We start from the raw sequence: 20,985 nt of genomic DNA, 5'->3' as shown, positions 1-20,985 counted from the left end.
TCTGTCATTTGTACCCGATGTATGGGTTTCTTCTGTTTTGCCATAATAAAAGGTCCTCCTATGATTTAAATTTTACCATAGAAGAACCTCTTCAATTACATATTTACAGAAAAAGTTTCACACTGCCCAAAATCCTTTGTAATGATAAGGATTTTGGCTTTCTTTGTTTTCTTATGAAGATGCCCCTAACAGGGTATCCGTTTTTTAATACCCTTCGGGCTTTTCCATACCTACATAACGAAATCTAGGCACTTCTTTCCCTTCTGCGATAACATTTTCCAGAAACATGTCCAGTGGACGCACCCATAAGCCGCCTTCCCCGTACTGGGGTTCATAAACCACCAATTCTTCCAGTGTTTCCGAATGTTTCGCCACACCTACCGCGCGATAGAGTTTATTTTTATAATGGAGATAATATCCGCCTTGGTGAATCATTCCATCACGTCCCTTTCTTCTAATAATGCACTGCCCTTTGGCACCACAAAGGAAAGTCCGCCTTTTTCCACTGCTACTTCCAGATGGGTAAAAGGCACGATTTCTCCGTCCATGCTGAGCTTCTGGGTTTCTTTTGCGTGAATATGTACCCGTGTGCAGCAGTCCTGAAATACCAGTGTTTCCGCCGCTGGCTCCTGCAAGTAAGTTCCCTTGCGGAAAGCGCCTACCAAGTGGAGGAACCGCCATCTGGATACTTTCCGCACTGCCACCAGTTCCAGTTTGCCGTCATTGATTTTCGCCATGGGAGCAGGACAGAACCCGCCGCCATAAAACTTACCGTTGGCAAGGGCAGTCAGCAGAAATTTTCCTTTGGCTTCCTTGCCGTTGTCCGTACGGAAGGAAAGGTCTTTGCCCATGGGACGGCAGAACAGCACTGCCACCGCCAGCACATAAGCCAAAGGTCCTGCCACAAAGGGGATTTTCTTCAGCTTTGCCGTCTGTGCCACCACAGCGCTGTCAAAGCCCGTGTTTGTCATGTTTACCACACGTCTGCCGTTAACCTGTAACACGTCTATAGCAACGGCTTCCCCAGCCACCTGTGCGGCGATATCCTGAAAGTTTTCCATATTGGTAAAATTCCGCAAAAAATCATTGCCTGTTCCCGCAGGAATCAAAGCCACCTGACATTGCGGAAATTTTTTCAACCCATTGACTACCTCATTGAGGGTACCATCTCCGCCGCAGGCATAAAACCGCGCAGGTCCTTTCTTTGCCATATACCGTACATAAGCCATGGCGTCCCCCACGCCTTTTGTCTGGTAGATGGTAAAAGGCAGTCCTTCCCCTTCCATGTATTCCCGGATGGCAGGCACCAGCTTTGCCGCTTTCCCCTGGCCTGCCGCCGGGTTGATGATAAAGTAATGATGCATGTTGCACCTCCTGTCTTGTCTAACAGGGTACCACATTTCCAAAAGGCTGGCAACGCATAAAACTTTTTTCATCAGGAAAATATCCTCATAAAAACACAATAGCTGAAATCCTTTCTATCTCAAGGATTCCAGCTATTTTCCCCTGCGAAACAAATGAAATCTCTTTCTCAGGATTCCATCTGTTTGCCCAAAAATCCTGCGGCTGTCTGTGCCAGTTTGCCTTCCACTTCGCCCATTTTCTGCTCTTTGGAAAGAAACAGCACTGCACCCAGTGCATCCCCTTCGGCAATAATGGGCACCATCAACTGGTAAGGATATTCGCTGCCGTCGCCATCATGGAGCACCGGTACAAACTGCCCGTCACCAGCTTCCGCCGCAAAGGGGGTGCGCTTGTTGATACATTCTTCCATTTCCGGGCTGATGCGTTTTTCCAGAAATTCTTTTTTCGCGCCGCCAGAAACGGCAATGATCCGGTCTTTATCCACGATACAGGTCACATGTCCCGCGGTCTGGGCAAGGCTTTCGGCGTATTCCTTGGCGAATGCCCCCAATTCCCCAATGGGGGAATATTTCTTCAAAATGATTTCGCCTTCTCTATCTGTGAAAATTTCCAAAGGGTCGCCTTCCCGGATACGCAGTGTGCGGCGGATTTCCTTTGGAATCACTACTCTTCCCAAGTCATCGATTCTTCTGACAATGCCAGTTGCTCTCATGTTGTTTGTCCTCCTCTGTGTCCAACCTCCGTCGGCCGGTTGTTCAGAGTTATTATGAACCAAAGGACGCACATTTATGTAAAAATACGATTTCTTTCCGCAGATGGAGATTTTTTCCGTAAAAAACAACCCCCAGGCAGGGTAATTTTCTCGTACCTGTCTGGGGGTTCGACATCATCTTATGCCAATGTTAGAACTGCTTTGCGCAGTTTTTCACAGCATTCAATTTATTTACATGTCAATGTAAAGTCTGCTACACTTGCAGATACATTTTTATAAGTATATCCGCACCAGTAGATAGCATTTTTATTGCTGCCACCTTCGCTTTCGATGGTTGCTTCTGTACCATCAGCTGCTGTAATGGTCAATTCTGTTTTGGGTGTGCCATTATCCAATGTATAAGTTACCACTACACTGAAAGTACCGTCATTTCTAAATACATCTGCATCACTTAACAATGTATTTCCAGAGAAATTATACAGACCTTCGCCCTGTTTCAGAACGAAATGGGCATCTGCGCCCCAACCAGTATTGCCTGTGTTCACACTCAGTACACCATCCGCCTCATCATCATATGCTACATTCAGATCATAGGAAATGGTATAAGTATTGCTTTCCAAATCTACATTGTCCATCTGGAAATAAGGCATACGACCATCATCAGCCTGTACCATTTCCAGAGAACCATCTGCGTTTACAGTTGCAAAAGTTTCATGGTCTGCATGGTTTGTACCAGGATTTGCTACACAGTCTGCACAGAAGAAATCTGTCACAGCTTCACCAAAAGTATTTTTATCAAATGTCAGATCGAAATCATCTGCGTCATTTACCACTACACCTGTGGCGCTGCCTGCAAAGGAAATGCCTGCGTTGCCTGCTGCTACTCGATAGTCCAGAACTTCCGCACCATTGATGTTCTGTTTGCCAGGCAAAGTGGTTGTGCTGGGTTCTACAGTTACATCATCAATCATAACATCTGTAGGACCTGCATTATTTTTCATAGGTTCCCCAAATACAATATCTCTATTGTTATCGGTAAATGTGCATGCGGTGATGGTTACACCTGTCAATGTTGCAGGTGTATCAGCATAGCTGCCGTCATCCCTTGCTTTGATCAACAGTGCGCCGCCAAGCCCTGCGCCATTGCCTTCAAAGTTGCAATCCTGAATGCTAATATTTTCATAATCACCATATTTCAAGTTGATATCAACTGCAGAAGACATTGCATGTGCACCATCTTCTTTGGTACCACAGTTGATGAACTGACAACCCTGGATTGTAGAATTTGTCAATGCTTCTACATAGATGGCTTTCTGATCTGCATTTTCAAATGTGCAGCCTGTCAGATTCATAGTTGCTTTAGCAGTTGTATCCTTAGGCAGATCACGGTAAATACCAAATTCAAAACCATCGAAATTACACTTTGTCAAATTCAAAGTAAAATCTGCATTTGCACTTGGAACTTTGATTGCTGTACCTGTTTTCTCCGCTTTTTCCAGATTCAGATTATTGATTGTCAGGGAAGTCACATTTGTCGGTACATTGATACCATAATTTGCTGTTGTTGTTACGGTCTTGCCTGCGCCTTCGATGGTCAGCTTATCCGCAAAGCTTGTAAGGGCACTATCCAATGTAACATCTTTCACCAATGTTACAGTAGAGTCTGCCTGCGCATTTGCCACTGCATCTTCAAAAGTACCAGTTACTTTATTGCCGTCAGCGTCTGTATAGGATGCTTCTGTGTTTTCCCAATCATCCATACCAGGCACACTAACTGTAGTGCCGTCTACTTTTGTTGTTTCATCTCCAAATGTGGGATAATAATAGTTAGGGTAGAATTTCTGCAACTGATAAGTAACATTTGTAAATGTGCAGTCATTCATAGCCAATTCATTTGTTTCCTGTACAGAAGCTGCACACCAGATATTTTCAAAGTTGACATTATTCAATGTCATCTGGTTATTCTGGTAGCCAGAAGCCAGCTGCACACCAAAGAGGTAGTCTTTCATGGTAACATTTTCAATGGTGAATGTATAGTGTTCACGAACATAATTCACACCACCTGTGTTGATTGCCACCTGTGCATCTGCATTGTCATCCTGCAATGTAAAGTCGGAGAATGTTACAGGATATTCTGAACCATTAGAATAGTCATCTTTATTGCCATCAAAATTGATGAAAATATGTCCATTGATAATGGTTTCATCTTCGCCAGCACCCAGCAGGCTTACAGGGTGCGCCAATGCAAATGCGCTAGTACCATTTACATTCGGTGCGTCATATTCCCCTGCTGTCAAACGGATATTTGCACCAGCGGGCGCCAAGCTCAGAACATATTCCAAAGAACCCTCTACAGTTGCAGGAGCCATATAATCCTTACCTGTTTCTGCAAAGGTATTGTACTGATATTTCAGATAAGAATTGCCATTACTGTCCTCCATAGCAGTAGCCACTGCACCACAATTTTCTTTTCCGCCAATGTTGACAGTTGCAGTTGTAGCGCCATCCTCAACAATCGCGAAAGTATCTTTCAGACCATCTGCGCTGTCCAGAGTCAACTGAGAAGATGTCGTAACATTGCCGCCCTTAGATACATCAATACTCTGTTCCCAAGCACTGCCTTCTATGGTCAGATTGGTGGCATTTACCTTCGCACCATTTACAGTCATACCGCTTCCGGCACTGTTCAAGATTGTTACATTTTCCAATGTCACAACATCATTTTCTCCACCAGACTGATTGTTATTGTAGATATGCAGACCTTTTGCTACTCCTGCACAGTCTAAAGTCACATTTTTCAATGTCACACTTGCACCGAATGCCTGCATCAAATGGCTATTGGTCATGCCTTCATCTGCTGTAATCTTATTTCCATTCCCATCAATGGTAACATCTTTGGTAATGTTGAACAGTGCACTCGCTTCCTGATCTTCCAGCAATACGATGGTAGCGCCTTCTTTCAGTTCTGTATCATTCAAAGCGTCTGCCAAAGAAGCATACCCTTTTCCATCTACATACGCTGTCACATCGCCATCTTCAGGATTAGACACCCATTTTGCTTTCAGTGTCAAACTGCTGCGAATAGGTGTTGTAAAATCAAACTGTGTATCACCATCGAACCAGCCTACAAAAGTATAGCCTTCTTTTGTGGGAGCTGTGGGTTTGCTTACGGTACTGCCTCTGCGTACTCTCTGGCTATCTACTGTGGTTTCCCCATCCATGAAAGTTACAGTATATTTCGTAACAGAACTGCTTCCGCCGCCACCGCTTACATAATCGTCAACAACTGTAGGCGCTTCTACACCAGACGCTACTTCTGTCTTATTAATGGTTACATCTCTGTGATATGTAATGCCATCTGCATTTGCTTCCAGTTTCGTAACAGTACCATCACCGGAAATTTCCACTTTGCCGTCTGCTTTTACCAGATCCACAACAACATCTTTGGCAATATCCAGTTCAGAGCCTTCAGCATCTTCAGCAATCTGGATGGTATCTACATTTTCTTTTACTTTTACAGAAGCTTTCTTTTCTACGATCACTTCATCAACAGGTACGTCAATGACAACGTCACCTTTTTCAGCAACTTCTTTTGTGATGCGAACAGTATCAATGCTGCCTTCAAAGTCATCTGCTGTCAATTCACATACTGCGCCTACCTGCACTTCTTTCACATCTGTTTTACCGGAGAAAGAAACTTCTACGCCTGTTTTTTCAATAATGATACGACCTTTTACAGTCACATTATCCAAAACAACTTTGTCATCTTCTGCGCAGCGGATCACCAGGTCACCCTGAATTTCCACATCCCGCAGCGTTGCTTTTTCTACTGTGCTGTCAATGACCACATTACCTGCTACAACCTGATCTTCCAGAACAGCTTCTTTTTCTGTCAGCACAACTTCTGTTGCTGCTACTGTTTCATCATTCTGTGTCAGTACACGATTCAAAGATGACACAGCTTCTGCTCTTGTAATGGATTTGGCTGCACCAAAAGTACCATCAGGGTAACCGCTCATATAGCCTGCTTTTACAACAGCGCCTACACTGCCCATACGGGAATTTCATCGCTAAATCCTTCCGCACCTGCAGCATCCTGTTCCAGACCCATAGCATTTGCGATCATCACAGCTGCTTCCGCTCTGCTGATGGTTGCGCTGGGTTTGAAAGTACCGTCTTCATAGCCATTGCAGTATCCTGCATTCACTGCTGCAGCCACTGCCTGATAGAACCAATCGGTTTCTTTCACGTCTGTAAAGCTAACAGTGCCTTCTGCATCGTTTTTCAGCACGTTATTCATCATGGTAACAAATTCTGCACGGCTAACACTATTGTCCGGCTTAAATGTGCCGTCTTCATAGCCTTTGATCAGACCTTTGCTTTCCCAATCAGAGATCACTGCATTTGCCCAATGATTTGCTGTGTCTGTTGCACCAAATACTGTCACAGGTGCAAAAGCCAGAACTGCAGCCAACGCCATAGAGCATGTTCTTTTGGTTGCCTTCTTTGCGTTTTTTCTCAATTCGACCCCTCCTAAGTGTTATTATGCATATTTTACGCATAAAAATTCTATACAGAACCTCTATCAATTTGCCCCGCAAATTTCATCAATTCCGTATGGTACATACTTTCGGTTTTATTTCATCACGATTCGTACAAAAATCAATATGCATACATAAAAATTTTTCTGCATTTATTCCTTCTTCCTGCTTTCCAACGAGTTTTCTATATTTTACATATAACATCCCACTAAAAAAACAAGAAACAACTCTATTTTAATTCTTCATAATATCTATTCAGTTAAATCTTCAACTGTTTTTTCAAAACAATATCAAAAAATCCTTCTTGTTTTTCCTATAAAATCCGTCCCGTCAATTGGTAATATTATGCACAAAATATTCGTTCCGAACTCCATCATCAAAGTCCCCAAAAAGAAAAACACCTGTAAAAAGCAGCTTATCCTCAAAATTTATAAAAATAAGAAAGCTGAAATCCTCTATATAATAAGAATTTCAGCTTTCTTTGTTTTCTTATGAAGATGTCCCTTTTTCGGGTTTTCTTTCTATATCTGCAAATTTACTTCCTTCTCTTTTATTTACAGGAGGTCACTTTCTCCCGGATCAGAAAAGTCAGGAACGGCTTCGGCAATGATTTTTGCAATGACAGCCGCTTCTTCTGCCGCTTCTTCCTTCTCTTTCTCCACTGTGACAGTTTCCTCGTCTGGTTTTGTCAGCGTTTCTTCTGCCGCCGGACTATCTGTTTTCAGAACTTCGGCAAAGTCCTTAAATTTCTCCACTTGTTCTGGTGACAGGGATGCCTGCCGTAAATCCAGCGTGCCTTTGGGTGTGCCGTTAACAGTGCCCCGGAAGGTGCGTCCATCCAGTTTCGGGCTGCCTGTCATCACCAGTTCCAATTCTTTCACACTGCCTTTGCTCAATTCACCCAGAAACTCGGAAAGCACCGCTCCATCTTCCACAGAAACTGTCACTTTCCCATCTACGGTACTATTCATATATGCACCGGCAACTTCCACGTCTGCGGTGCCTTTGACCTTGATTTCCACATTACCCTTGAGGGTGGTGCCGCTGCTGCCGCTGCCATAGAGGGCAAACTTGCCGCTTTCCACAGAAAGCACAGGGTTTGCCGTGATTTCTTTCTCCTCTGCGTCATGTGCAGTTCCCGCAAAAATAGCACGTTTTGTGAAGCTGAACGGTGTTTCCACATCTGCGCCAATGGTAACAGAATGCCCATTGCCATAAATGCGATTTACATCGTACACAACATTCTCAAATGTAATATCTGCCCTTGCTTCCATGACGCCGCCTTTGATTTTGCACTTGCGCTCATCCCCGGAACGGATGGTGCAGGAAACGGAAGGGAAGGCGTCTTTTTCCTGTAATTCCACATCATCCCCCAGAATGATTTCTCCGCTGCCTGCTTCCTCAAGGGCACTGACAGCTTCTTTCCATGTGCCGTATTTGCTGCCGTTCACTTCAAAAGCTTCTTTCCCCACTGCTTTCACAAAGGACAGATCTTTTCTTGCCGTAGGAGACCAATTCTTTTCTCCCACCTTTGCCGCTGCACGGATATACAGTGTGCCGCCTTTGGGATTCTCCATGGTCAATGTCAGGGGTTTTTCATAAAGGGCTTTATGTTTTTCAAAATCAGACAGTTTTCCGCTGGTCAGGTCGTTGCTGTTTTCTACCACATAATAGATTTCCGCGCCGTCGGTGGCGCATGCGATTTCCACAGTCACTTTTTCATCATTGCTGTAATTGCCCTGTTTGGGGCTTACGGTAATGACTGGTTCCGCTGCCACAGAACCCTCCTGCAATGCCGCCTGAACAGCCGCAAGGACTTTTCGGCTTTCTTCCTCATGACCGGAAATGGGTGTCACGCCTTCCACGCCCTGTTTCAGATAAATCTGGCTGAACAGTTCCGGCAAAAAGGCTGCGTATGCTTTTTCGCTGGCATCATCCAGACGGATTTTGGTCAGATAGTATTTCTGGTCAAAATTGGGGCTTTCAAACTCCACTCTTGCGGTGATGCCGTCTGCCTTTCCGCTGAACTGCCCCAGTTCATAGGAATGTTTGGGATTGGGATTGGCAAAAACATATCTGCCTGTCACTGTTTCCGAGCGTTTTCCATCCTGAAAGGCTGCCGCTTTCAGCAAAATCACTCTGCCGTCAGCATATGTTTCCCTTTCCGCCTTCAATTCCGCGCCGGAATCCTCATGGAAAATAGGGTCTTTGGAAGGTGTAGGGCTTTCTTCCGTAGGCTCACTGCCGTCTGTGGTATAGTGGATAACTGCCCCTTCCGGCGCTTTCATGGTGACAAAAATAGAATTGATTTTTCCGTTGGGTGCCACCTGTCTGGTGCTCTGGAAAGTGGGCGGCGCAATTTCTCCCGTGCCTTCCCGCAAAGGCTTGCTGCGCAAGGCGTCAATGACGGCATATTTTACCGCATCGCTGGACAGGGTCGCGCCGCTGATGGCATCCACCTTTTCCTCCTCCTTCTCAGAAGGTGTGGTGCGTGCCTTCAGCACTTCCTCCAAAGTCTTTCCTTTCAGTTTTTCCGGCATGCCGCTTGGGCCCATGACATCGCCGCCCAGCCAGAAAGATTCGTCAATGGTGCCGGGAATCTCTGTGCCGTTGTCTTCCAGCAGAGCAATCCTGCCATTTACCGTAGTCACGCGCACCTTTACGGTATAGGGCTTGCCTTCATTGCCTTTGCACTCCGCCTGCCCTGTATATACCTTTGTACCTGTATCCAGAGGAGGAATCTTCACGAAAGTCAAAGGGATTTCCAGAACTTTTGACCATTTTCCGTCTTTCTGGGCTGCCAGCTTCAAAGAAATGGTTTCATCGGCATCATTCCCATTCAAAGACAGGGTCGGCTGGTTCAGTTTTTTTTTAGAGGCATCGTCCCCCTTTGGGTCGCTGCCGTCTGTGGTATAAAAAACATCTGCTCCTTCCGGTGCGGAAATGTTCAGCAGGGCATTTTCTGTTGCCGCGAACAGTAGATTGGTTCTCAGGTCTGCCGCTGTTACTTTTGGTTCGCTGACTTCGCCGGACTTAGAAGAAAGGGCTTCTTTCACAGCGCCTTTGATGGCTTCACTGGAAACGGTGGCACTGGCTACAGCGTCAATGCCGTCAATATCCTTTGCGGTTTTCCCTTTGAATTTCTCAAACATGGCTGCGGCTTTTTTCCAGAAGGAATCATTACCGCCTGCTTCTGTGCCATTGTCTGTGACAGATACGATTTCTCCTGTCTTTTTGTTATAAATCACTGTCACTTTCGCATCATAGCCAAAGGAACCAACGGTTTTGCTGCCTTCTGCCGTTTCTGTTGCTTCCGCCGTACCTGTTTCCTCTGTTTCTTCCCCAAGGGCTTTTTTCACCGCTTCTTTGATGGCATTGCTGGAAACGGTTGCGCTGGCTACAGCGTCGATGCTGTCAATATCCTTTGCGGTTTTCCCTTTGAATTTCTCAAACATTGCCGCAGCTTTTTTCCAGAAGGAATCGCTTCCGCCTGCTTCTGTGCCGTTGTCTGTGACAGATACGATTTCTCCTGTCTTTTTGTTATAAGTCACTGTCACTTTTGCATCATAGCCGAAGGAACCAACGGTTTTGCTGCCTTCTGCCGTTTCTGTTGCTTCCTCTGTTGTTTCTGTTTCTTCCCCAAGGGCTTTTTTCACCGCTTCTTTGATGGCATTGCTGGAAACGGTTGCGCTGGCTACAGCGTCAATGCCGTCAATATCCTTTGCGGTTTTCCCTTTGAATTTCTCAAACATTGCCGCCGCTTTTTTCCAGAAGGAATCGCTGCCGCCTGCTTCTGTGCCATTGTCTGTGACAGATACGATTTCTCCTGTCTTTTTGTTATAAATCACAGTCACCTTGGCATCATAGCCAAACTCGCCCACTTTCGCACTGCCTTCTGCGGTAGCATTGGGTTCTTCGGTAGGTCCTTCCGTTGTTTTCTGGAAGGAGAAATACATCTTCAGATAGCCGCCCTTCCCATAATATTCTTTGTAATTGGGGAAGTCGATTTCCAAAGCTTCTTTATAATAATCCAATCCTACTTTGTAGACTTCGTCTTGGATAAGCTCATTTTCGCTGTTATATACTTTGACTTTGAATGTATCGCTCTTCCAGCCTTTGTATGTATCCGGCAGTTCAATGCCTTTTTTGGTGACACAGCCCTTTTCTGTTTTCCATTCCCGATTTTCTATGGTGATGGTCTGGAGCAATGTATCCTTTGCGCTGTCATAAAGTTCCACTTTCGCAGGAATCTGGGAAGCGTAATCTTTCACTTCCACCTGGAATGTCTGCTGGTGCTCTCCCATAGAAATGGTAATGGTCTGTTTGCCCGCCTCTTTCGATGTAAAGATATGACCATTTTCCATGGACGCGGCAAAACCTCTGTTGCGGCATTCCGCCCATCCGTTCAGGCGCTGGGAACTGCCCTTTTCTGTTTTCAGAGAAATATTCAGGTTATCCAGCTGGAAAGCTTCCCCAACGGCATACTGCTTGGGCACCAGGCTGGTATCCAGTGTAAAGGATGCCACGGCGGATGTATCAGCAGATGTATCCAGGTCTACAAAATAATTTTCGAATTTCCAGCCTGTATAGTCATCTCCGGCATCAACGCCTTTCAATGCAAATTTCCAGGAATTATAGCCATCTTCAAAAACGCCGTCTGCCAGTTTCTTATCATTGTCATAAATGGCCATGGCTTTGATAGCGCCTTCTGTTTCCAGACGATAACGGAATTCATTTCCCTCCAGCTGAATCTTCTGGGTTCTATCGTCCTGCATGGTCACCAGAATATGTGTAGGAGATTTCTGTTTCACTTCATCAAAGAAAGCAATTCTTACAGGGATGGTGGTTTGAGAAAGTTCATGGGTGAATTTCACCAGCAATGTGCCGTTTTTCATGCCTTCTGTCTGCTTGGTGATGGTATCGCCGTTTTGATAATTTGTAACGATGCCGTATTCCTGCAGCTGGTTGAAAGGTGCTGTTTTCTCCTTGCCATCTGTCATATGCAGTGTCAATTCTGTCTGACTCAGATCCAGAGGCATGTTAAATTTCGCAGTCAAGGCAGGTTTTACCTTAAATTCCATCCATGCGATCTGCTGGTCTTTCTGATCCAGTCCATACTGTTTTGCCTTTGCCAAAGCGTTTTCCATGGCGCTGAGATGCCCTTTTGCTGTTTCTGTGGCACCGCTGACCGCGTCAAAAGCATCGCCTTTTTTCTCTGTCAGTGCTTTGGAAAGACTGGACAAATCAGACAGACCTACGGCTTTTTTCAGGATATTTTTCCCGCCTGCGTAACGGGTATCGTCTGTATACTTGATGGATTCCGCACCGGTGATTACGCCGTCTTTTACTGTCACTTTCACCACGTTGGGACCTCTGTCGGGGTAATAACGTCCCCATGTGGCTGTACCGTACCATTGGCCGTCAGCGATTTCCCCTTCTGGCTGCGTGGGCTCTGTCTTACCGGAGAAATCAAAGAGCAGACGTACATAACCGCCATAGGAATCGTATTCTGTGTAGTGAGGGAATGCGATTTCCAATGCTTTGCCGTCAATGGCTTTTTCCACTGTGTAATCAGAAAGGGCTTCCCCTGCGGCATTATATACCTTGATAGTGAAGGTGTCTTTTTCCCATTTCTGATATGTTTCCGGCATTTTCACATTGTAGAGGGAATACATACCATGGGCATTTTTCCATTTTTCACCGGGAATGGTGATAGTCTGGATGGGTTCTCCTGTTTTAGAGGACAACTCGATTTTTGCAGGAATCTGTTTTTCGTAATCAATAACCTGCACATCGAAGGACTGTGTCACACCATTATTCTTAATCTGGATGGTCTTTGTTCCCTTCTGGGCATCTTCTTTGGTGAAGATATAATCCTGATCGGGTTCTGCTGTAAAGCCTTTTGCTTTGCAGGCATCCCAGCCTACTTTCCGCTGTTTGCTGCCTTTTTCCGTTACCAGATTGATATTCAGCAGACTCAGATCCAGCTTGTATCCCACACCATATACGGTCTGGAGCAGTTCTGTATCCAGCGTAAAGGATGCCACGGCAGAATCGTCTGTCTGGTTGTCCATGGAAATATAGTAAGTATTGTATTTCCATCCTGTAAAGCCTTCACCGGGAGAAACTTCCCCAAGGAACGCTTCCCAGTCGTTATATTCCTCTTGATAAACAGCCTCTGTCAGCAGGCGGTCATTGTCATAAACCTTGATATCCTTGATCTTGCCTTCAGCTTTGATGCTGTAATCCCATTGGTTTTCATCCAGCTCCATCTTCTGTGTTTTGCCATCGGCAAATGTAATCAACAGATGGGTGGGCGTTTTTCTTGTGGTCTTTTTGGATGCCACCACTTTGGCAGGCATCACAATCAAGCCATCATTCTGGCGGAACTGCACCTGCAAGGCACCATGCTGGTTGACACCCGGTGTATCTTTCGTAATGACCGTACCATTTTCAATATTGGTGGTAATGCCATATTCAGAAATCTTGTCAAAGGGTACGGATTTTGTCTGTCCATCCGCAAGATGCACTTTCAGCACAGTACCGGTCAGATCCAGCTTTTCACCAAAGTTCATGTTAGCCTTGGGCTTTTTCTCAAAATCGAACCACTGCACATTCTGTTTCACCTGATCGGAGCTGTATTTTTCCGCACGGAGGACAGCATTTCGCAGTGCGCTCAAGTGCCCTTTGGCTGTTTCCGTAGCACCGGATACCGCATCATAAGCTGCTCCTGTTTTCTGGCGGAGCTGCGCTTCCAGCTTATCCACATCCTCTGCCTTTCGGATGCCCTTTACATGGTTCAGCACATTCTGTCCTCTTTCAAAGCTTTCGTCCTCAATGTGCTTTTCGCTGTATGCCGCAGTAACCTGTCCGTCTTTCACAACAACGCGGACAATGTCGGGACCTTTCGCCTGGTAATACAAGCTGTCTGTACCTGTGCCATACCATATGCCATCCGCCAGAACACCCTTCTTTTTTTCTTCGGAAGAACTGCTGGAACCGCCAGAACCGCTGGAACTGCTGGAACTGCTGGAGGAATGTTTCTTCTTTCTCACAGGAAGCTCTTCTTCCGCGCTTTTCTGGTCTGTGGTCACAGTGGTTTTGGGCTGGACTTCTTTTCCGCCCGCCTGCACGCCGGAAACATTGTCCCCAGTGATCACTTTTGTATTTTCCGTAAAAACCTGTACGCCATCTCCGCCCGCATGGACTTCGCCTACGTTGCCTGCGCCGCTGATTTGGGTTCCTTTTGCTTTGGCTTCTACCTTGGATACGGTTCCATCTTTTTCCACTTGGATTTTGGCGTTTTCCGCGCCAGTTTCTACCTGCACCGCGCCGATTTTCCCCTTTTCCACAGTCAGGGACAAGGGCTTGGAAATCTGTACTTTGTCAAAATCACCGGATAACTTGGTATCGCTGGAAAGGGTCACATCTCCCAAAGAACTGTCTGCCGCGGTGAAATTGGTCTGGGTGGGATGCACTGCCAGAACTCCTTTTCCGGCAGTGGTTTTAGAAAATTCCACGCCATCGGCGCCGCCGCGGACGAGGATTCTGCCTTCCACTTTCACGTTATCCAGTTTCACACGCTGTGCGCCGTCGGCAATGATCAAGTCCCCTTTGACGGTCACATTGCGCAAAGAAGCATCGTCCTTTCGCACAATGAGATTGCCTTCCAGATTGGCATCTGCCGTTTTTCCATCTTCAGCGATGTTTCCTGCCAACTGGTAAAGCACCTGTGAAAATTCCGCTCTGGTAATGGGCGCAAGGGGGCTGAGCTTCCCTTCATTGCCATGGATATAACCAGCCTGAACCATAGCTGCCACAGCATCTCTTGCCCATGGCGCAATCTGACTGCTGTCTGCGTACTGCTGCAAAACATCGGTATTGGACATATTCAGGCAATAAAATCTCGCCAGCACCGCAAAAACTTCCTGTCTGGTGATAGGCGCTTCCGGCCGCAGCATGCCGCCATCCCCCGCAAATGTGCCCATCTGTACTGCCTTTGCCATATCCTCATAGTACCAAGCTGTTGTAGGCACGTCTGTATAACCAGTCAGTGAAGCCCCTTTCACCGCACCGGCAAGACGATTGAGAATCGCTGCCATTTCTGCCCGTTTCAATGTGTCATTGGCACGAATCTTTCCGCTGTCCCCGCTCAGTAAGCCATTGCTAACCGCATAGGACAAAGCATTGGTTGCCCAGTTGTTTGGGAAATCCGAAAAGTCCGCCGGCGAAGCCGCCAGCACCGGTGTCGGTATGGCGATGGACGCTGCCATCAATGCCGCAAGGACTCTTTTCTGGTGTTCTTTTGCCATGTTTGTATCACTCCTCTTCTCCTTTTGTACATAAACTATGCTGTTTTCCCCATGTATCCCCGTTTGGGAAAACGATTTCCGCCCTTTGGTTAGCATATACTAACCAATGAATTCAATATACCATGTCAGACATTTCTTGTCAACAACAGTTTTCCCCGCAACAAAAAAACGGCATTTCTGCCGTTTTTCAGATACTCATGTCCATAAGACCATGGGGTCTGCCGTTTTGGGTGTATACATATCCCGCAACCCCTTTGTCATCAGTATTTTTCCATCATCTGTCATCATAACCGCATCAAACAGGTCTTTGTGTTCTTTCCAGAACGCCTCCGCTTTTTCCGGCCCCATGATAAAAAGTGATGTCGAAAGGGCATCTGCCAGTGTACCATCCTCACTGACAATGGTCACGGAAATAAAGCCATTTTCCGCCGGATAACCGGTTCTTGGGTCGATGATATGATGATACACTTTGCCGTTTTCCGTAAAATTCCGCTGGTATCCGCCTGAAGTGATGACTGCTTTGTTTTCCACATCCAAAATGCCGAAATAATCCTCGGGCTTTCTGGGGTCTTCCAAAGCCACCCGCCAAAGGCTGCCATCGGGCTTTCTTCCTAAGGTCTGCACATTTCCCCCCAGAGAAACAATGCCGGAAGTGACGCCATTTTCCTGATAAATTTCCATAATCCGCTGGGAAGTATACCCCTTAGCAATGGCACCCAGATCCACAGTGACGCCATCCAGCAGTGTTACCGTATTGCCTTCCATATGTACCTTAGAACCATCCACTTTTGCCAGCTGTTCCGCCAACTCCTCTGATGTCGGTACATGGAAATTACCATCACGGAACCCCCACAGCTTCATAACCGGCGTAATGGTACAGTCAAAAAGTCCATCCGTTTCCTTGGATACCTCCGCCGCTCTGGAAATAATGGCAAGGGTGTCTGCTTCCACCTGTCTTTGTCCCAACTGGTTCAGCTGATACACATCGCCGCTTTCCCCAGTAACAGACAGCAGTTCATCCAGTCGCTGGATTTCCGCACTTGCCGCCTCCACAGCCGTACTTGCATGATCTCCATAAGCAGTGATGTCCATGAAGGTATCCATGGCAAATATCTCCTCTTTGTAGGGCGTCAGTCCCGATTTGGCTTCATATCTGTCACCGCAGCCCCCCAGCAATGCGGCACAGCAGCATACTGCCAACACCATTTTTTTCATTTTCTTTCCACCTCCGTTTTGTTAGCAAAAACTAATCTTGTAAGACATCATATCATTTCATTATTTTTCTGTCAATATCCTTATCAGACAACAAAAAAGATATGGGCTGCAATTCCTATTGAGAAACCAAGAAAACGATTTCTCAACAACCGCTTTTGCAACACATATCTCTTCATTTTCAGGAAACAGAAAACCTATTTCAGCACCTTTCTGACATTCTGCCCCCAACGGCAGCGTCGACCGGAAAACAAATTCCCAGAAATTTTTATCAGCGTTTTTCTGAAAAATAAAATAGCTGGAACCCTTTCTATCAAAAGAATTCCAGCTATCTTCATTTACTTACGGAGCGACTAGGCATGCCGCGCCGCTGTTTAAACTCAATTCAGTTTCAGATACTGTGCCCAGTCACGATCAGGCAGAACGTCTGTCCATGTTTCATAAACGCCGTCTTTGTCTTTTTCGTATTCATGGCTGCTGGTTGCTTCCTGGATTGCCAGATAGTACCATGCAGTTGTATCCATGTTATCAGGGAACACATTCATATCTTCATGCAGTGCATCTGCGCTTTCAGGCAGACGATTCAGCACGCGGTTGATCATTGTCACTGCTTCCGCACGAGTGATGTAACGGTCAGGACCAAAAGTGCCGTCGGGATAACCGCTGATCCAGCCTTTTTCAGCTGCACGATTGATCTGGTTTGCTGCCCAGTGACCATCAATGTCGGTAAACAGGTTTTCACCGCTGTAGCCTTCACTGTCAAAACGTGCTGCAATGGCTGCAAATTCTGCACGAGTGATATACGCATTGGGATCAAAGTTGTTGTTATCTCTGCCGTATACAATATCCATATCATACATGGTGGATACAGCGACATTGAACCAATCATCTGTAAATACGTCGTTGAAAGGATTCTGATCTGTCAGATTCTTTTCTCTTACATCATCCTGCAGCAGACGGAAGAAGATGGATGCCACTTCTGCACGGGTGATATTGCGTTCTGGATGAACCAGACCATCGGAATAACCAACCACATAATCGAAGTGATCGTCACCGTTCAGTGCTTCTGGTGTTTCATCAGGCTTGTTGTTTGGTCTATGACTGCCGCCGCCACCGGAACCACCATCATTGTCTTTCACAAAGACAGCTTTCAGTACAGCGCCATCAATCAAGCTTTCATCCATTTCATATTTGTCTACATCGCCCAGATTTTCTGTTTTGCCATTAATGGTAACTTCTACTTTGTCCAGTTTCCAGCCATCAGCTGCTTCCATTTCGAATTTCTGTTTTTCAACGCCAAAAGGAATTTCTACAACTTCTGTATCGTTTGCACCAACAGTCTGAACATCTTTTACAACGACATTACCTTTGCCTTCTACGATAACTGTCATCAGGTGTTCTGTTGTGCTGCCGCCGCCTTTGACTTCATAAGTCAATTCAGGTACAGGGAATGTTTCCGGTTTGCCTGCTGTACCATTGGAATCCTTAGGTGTCAAAACGGCTTCCACATTGGTTTCTACCTTATATTCGCCTTTTGCTTTCTGAGGATTTGTCAAATGTACATCGTAGGAGAACTGTGCAGGGGCAAAGTTTCCAACAGGCACATTGATGCTCCAAACAAAATGTTCTCGGGTTTCACCGTCTGCGTCTGCCACACCATCTGGATAATAAGTTACTACAAAATCGTAGTTACCATCTGCGATTTCACCCTCAAAGAAACCATAAGTAGTGCTTCCAGGGAATTCATCAGACTGGATCATTTCTTTATTCAGTTCTGCGCCACCAACAGTGATGGTCATATTTTCCAGATTTACAACGTCAAAGTTGTAGTCATTGCCCTTATTGTCTTTCCCCTGACCAATGATGTCGACAACCTGAGAGCCGGCATCCAGCAGGTAGTAAATGTCATTCTGAATCATATCAAAGTCCAGAACAGAGCCATCATTCAGATATTCTACAAAAGCTTTACCCAATTCATTTGTTGTAGAATCATCTGCAAACACAGCATAGCAGTGGTAGTTTGCAGCTTCCAGTTCAGAATATACTTTGTCTGCTTCGTAGATTGCACGATCCAAGCAAAGGGCATGTGTCAAACTAGTTTCCCCTTGAGGTACATAAGGAACAGGAATATTTTCATTTTCGGGAGTTGAACCATATTCATCATAATTATGTGCATATGTATTTCCATCTTTTGCAACATTTTCTTTCACTGCTGCATAATAATTGTCCCAATCTCCGCCAGGAATTCCGTATACACCGTCTACAAATCCATTTGCAACACACCAGCCGGAAGGAGAACCCCAAACACGACCGCCATCTGCATCCAGACCATTATAAATTGCCATCAGTGTTCCATCTTCTGCCAAGAACTGTCTGGTCAACCCATCAGTGATGACAATGACATATTTTCTGCTGTCTTCTACATCTTTGTCTGCTTCCAGCATTTTCTGTGCTTCCAAAAGGCCTGCCTGCAAGTTGGTACCACTCTTGATTTTTCCATCTTTCAAGCCGCTATAAATCGCGCCACCTTCTGCAATGGCTTCCTCTGTCAGTTCTGTCAGCTCACAAGAAACAACAGCTCTGCCTGCAAACTGTACCGCACCAACTTTGATAGATGCGCCTGTATCTTTCACACTTGCACCCAAATCCGCCAACATTGCCAGTGCCTCCGTTGTTACATCTTCTTCGCAGCTGGATTTATCCAGTACGAATACCACATCAGACACCAGTTCTTTTTCAGCGGAAGGCAGAGAAAGAGTTACTCTGGAGTTGAAATTGTTATCCAATTCTGTTGCGGTTTTGTCTTTGGAATGATCCCATGTGGGAGGTTCAGGAGGATCAACAGGGTCAACAGGATCGCCGTAAACCCATACAGCATAAACAGTTACATCTGTTTCCCCAACAGTCACTTTGTCCACTGTCGTAGGTTCACTGCCTTTTTCATAAATCACACCTTTTACAGCTTCATCGTTACTCCAGCCAGCAAATGTTACATATTTACCATCGGCTTCTGCATGTGTAGGTGTTGTTGTGCTATCCAATGTAACTTCCGTATTTTTATTTACGGTTGCACTTGCAGGTGCGCCTGTGCCGCCGTTTGCGTCATAGTTCAGCATAACTGTTCCTACAGGAGGTGCTTCCTTATAAGCCCATACGGCATAAACAGTTACATTTTCTTCTGCAATATCAATGGTTGTTACAGTTGCAGGCACGTTATCTTTTTCATACACCTGATTGATAACCGCTTTATCTGCACTCCAACCCTTGAATTCAACATCTCTGCCATCCACAGGTTCATGGGTAGGGGTTGTGTCTGTGTTTAAAACATAATCCTCTGTATTTTTATTTACTGTCGCAGTTTCCGGAGCACCTGTACCGCCATTTGCGTCATAAGTCAGTGTAACGGTTTCTTCCACAGGTTCTTTTTTGGAAATTTCAATTTTCAGATAAGTATAAGGTATCAAACCAAACTTATCTTCCCCTTCGCTGACAGTTACCTGATAATCATCGTTTCCTGTCATGGGAATACTGATCTTTTCACTGGAACCAACCAATTTATCCTTCGCCAATACGATTTCAGAAATATCCCTTGCAGTTACACCTTTTGCATTGGTAGTGTACCAGAAATCGTTAATGGGTTCATATCCGCACAAACGATATCCATCTGTAAGATATTTCTCACTATAAAGACGTACCTGTTTGTTAAGGTTCAAACCTGGCAGGTTATTGAAGTCTGCTTCTGTTCCTTCATCCATATACACACGGATCGTACCATATACGGTATCCCAAAGATCTTTTTCGCCTGTATATGTCCAAATGCCAGTCAGTGTAACATCACCTGTAACTGTAAATTCTGTAACAATATTCTGGTCTTCATCATACCAGCCACTAAATTCGTAGTCCACTACAGGTTCGGGCACACTTTTTACTGTATAGGTTTCGCCTTCCTTCACAATATCCGCTTCTGGAGCCTGATAATCTGCGGGAATGTCACCTTGTACCACATAACTAACAATGCACTGGCCAGGATCTGGTTTTACTCTGAATGTCACATCAATGGTGTGAGGTGCAATGACATTTTCAAAGGTATATGTATAGGATTCTTCGTTTTTACCTTCCGCAATATCCTTGCCATCTACTGTAATGGTGTCAATGATATATCCGGTATCCGCTTTGATGTCAAATGCCTGATCTTTACCATATTCCACTTCTACAGGTTTGTCAGAACCGGAAATCGTGCCGTTTTCCCCAGCGGTTGCTGTGATGGTGGGGTTGAAATCCGCATAGACCTTGTAGGAAAGTTTATTAAAAACTGTTTCCCCTGCTGTTAACAACCGATTGACAGAAATGGTTGCATTCCCTTCTGTATAAGGATCATTCCAATCATCACCTGAATTGGTAAAAGAATATCTCTTTCCCCAGCCGTAATCATGGCGATTTCCTAAGTCTTCACCTTTATACAACTGTTCAAACCTCCAGGTATCAAATACCCAGCCTTCATTTGCAGTCGCAGTATACTGTCTATAGCCAGTTCCTTGTGGGAAAGTGGTTTCAACTGCATTAATGCCTGTCAATTCAATTGTACCAGCACCTTTTGTGGTAAATACTTTAACTGTCGCATCTTCCACAAGGGCTTCAACCCCTGCTACCTCTTCGTAGCGTCCCTCTGGCTCCTTGGCCAATGCCATTGCCGGCAGCAAGCTGCACAGCATGACGAATGTCAACAGGAAGCTCAGCGTCCGCTTCACTTTGTTTCTCATTCTCTCATTCCTCCTTCATTTATGGTGCAAACAATGGTTCTGCACCCATACCCCGCATCTATGCGCAATACTTTTGCATAAAC

The 20,985-nt window shown here is 45.5% G+C and carries 8 protein-coding genes; all 8 read right to left on the bottom strand.

All coding sequences use genetic code 11. The features are described 5' to 3' along the window. Positions 1-204: 204 nt before the first annotated feature. Complete coding sequence (locus tag INF29_RS02845; RefSeq protein ID WP_193484463.1) at positions 205-435, bottom strand: DUF1653 domain-containing protein; 231 nt, start codon at positions 433-435, stop codon at positions 205-207. Continuing rightward, positions 432-1,364, bottom strand: a complete 933-nt coding sequence (locus INF29_RS02840; RefSeq protein ID WP_193484461.1) for a diacylglycerol/lipid kinase family protein — start codon at positions 1,362-1,364, stop codon at positions 432-434. Before INF29_RS02840 ends, INF29_RS02845 begins: the two co-directional genes overlap by 4 nt. Before the next feature lie 167 nt (positions 1,365-1,531). Beyond that, on the bottom strand, positions 1,532-2,077 hold the full coding sequence (gene spoVT / locus INF29_RS02835) for a stage V sporulation protein T (protein WP_191343765.1): 546 nt from the start codon (positions 2,075-2,077) through the stop codon (positions 1,532-1,534). A gap of 227 nt (positions 2,078-2,304) precedes the next feature. Next, the gene (locus INF29_RS02830) at positions 2,305-6,132 is read right to left on the bottom strand and encodes an InlB B-repeat-containing protein (protein ID WP_193484459.1); all 3,828 of its coding nucleotides are present in this window, start codon (positions 6,130-6,132) and stop codon (positions 2,305-2,307) included. Then, positions 6,120-6,599: an S-layer homology domain-containing protein gene (locus tag INF29_RS02825; RefSeq protein ID WP_193484457.1), complete on the bottom strand. Its 480-nt coding sequence runs from the start codon at positions 6,597-6,599 to the stop codon at positions 6,120-6,122. The genes INF29_RS02830 and INF29_RS02825 overlap by 13 nt, the downstream gene beginning before the upstream one ends. 573 nt (positions 6,600-7,172) lie before the next feature. Beyond that, positions 7,173-14,930 (bottom strand): FMN-binding protein, encoded by a 7,758-nt coding sequence (locus INF29_RS02820; RefSeq protein WP_193484455.1) that lies wholly within the window; start codon positions 14,928-14,930, stop codon positions 7,173-7,175. Between the two features lie 195 nt (positions 14,931-15,125). Next, positions 15,126-16,145 (bottom strand): FAD:protein FMN transferase, encoded by a 1,020-nt coding sequence (locus INF29_RS02815; RefSeq protein WP_193484453.1) that lies wholly within the window; start codon positions 16,143-16,145, stop codon positions 15,126-15,128. A 377-nt stretch (positions 16,146-16,522) separates the two neighbouring features. Next, positions 16,523-20,902 (bottom strand): S-layer homology domain-containing protein, encoded by a 4,380-nt coding sequence (locus tag INF29_RS02810; protein ID WP_193484451.1) that lies wholly within the window; start codon positions 20,900-20,902, stop codon positions 16,523-16,525. Positions 20,903-20,985 lie beyond the last annotated feature (83 nt).

Origin of the sequence: Anaerotignum lactatifermentans (assembly GCF_014982935.1) — a bacterium.
GTDB lineage: Bacteria > Bacillota > Clostridia > Lachnospirales > Anaerotignaceae > Anaerotignum > Anaerotignum lactatifermentans.
This window is presented reverse-complemented; position numbering and strand designations above follow the sequence as displayed.

Excerpts from the sequence above, each read along its gene's own strand:
- INF29_RS02845 (WP_193484463.1), bottom strand. The coding sequence starts at position 435 with ATGATTCACCAAGGCGGATATTATCTCCATTATAAAAATAAACTCTAT.
- INF29_RS02840 (WP_193484461.1), bottom strand. The coding sequence starts at position 1,364 with ATGCATCATTACTTTATCATCAACCCGGCGGCAGGCCAGGGGAAAGCG.
- spoVT (WP_191343765.1), bottom strand. The coding sequence starts at position 2,077 with ATGAGAGCAACTGGCATTGTCAGAAGAATCGATGACTTGGGAAGAGTA.
- INF29_RS02830 (WP_193484459.1), bottom strand. The coding sequence starts at position 6,132 with ATGGGCAGTGTAGGCGCTGTTGTAAAAGCAGGCTATATGAGCGGTTAC.
- INF29_RS02820 (WP_193484455.1), bottom strand. The coding sequence starts at position 14,930 with ATGGCAAAAGAACACCAGAAAAGAGTCCTTGCGGCATTGATGGCAGCG.
- INF29_RS02815 (WP_193484453.1), bottom strand. The coding sequence starts at position 16,145 with ATGAAAAAAATGGTGTTGGCAGTATGCTGCTGTGCCGCATTGCTGGGG.
- INF29_RS02810 (WP_193484451.1), bottom strand. The coding sequence starts at position 20,902 with ATGAGAAACAAAGTGAAGCGGACGCTGAGCTTCCTGTTGACATTCGTC.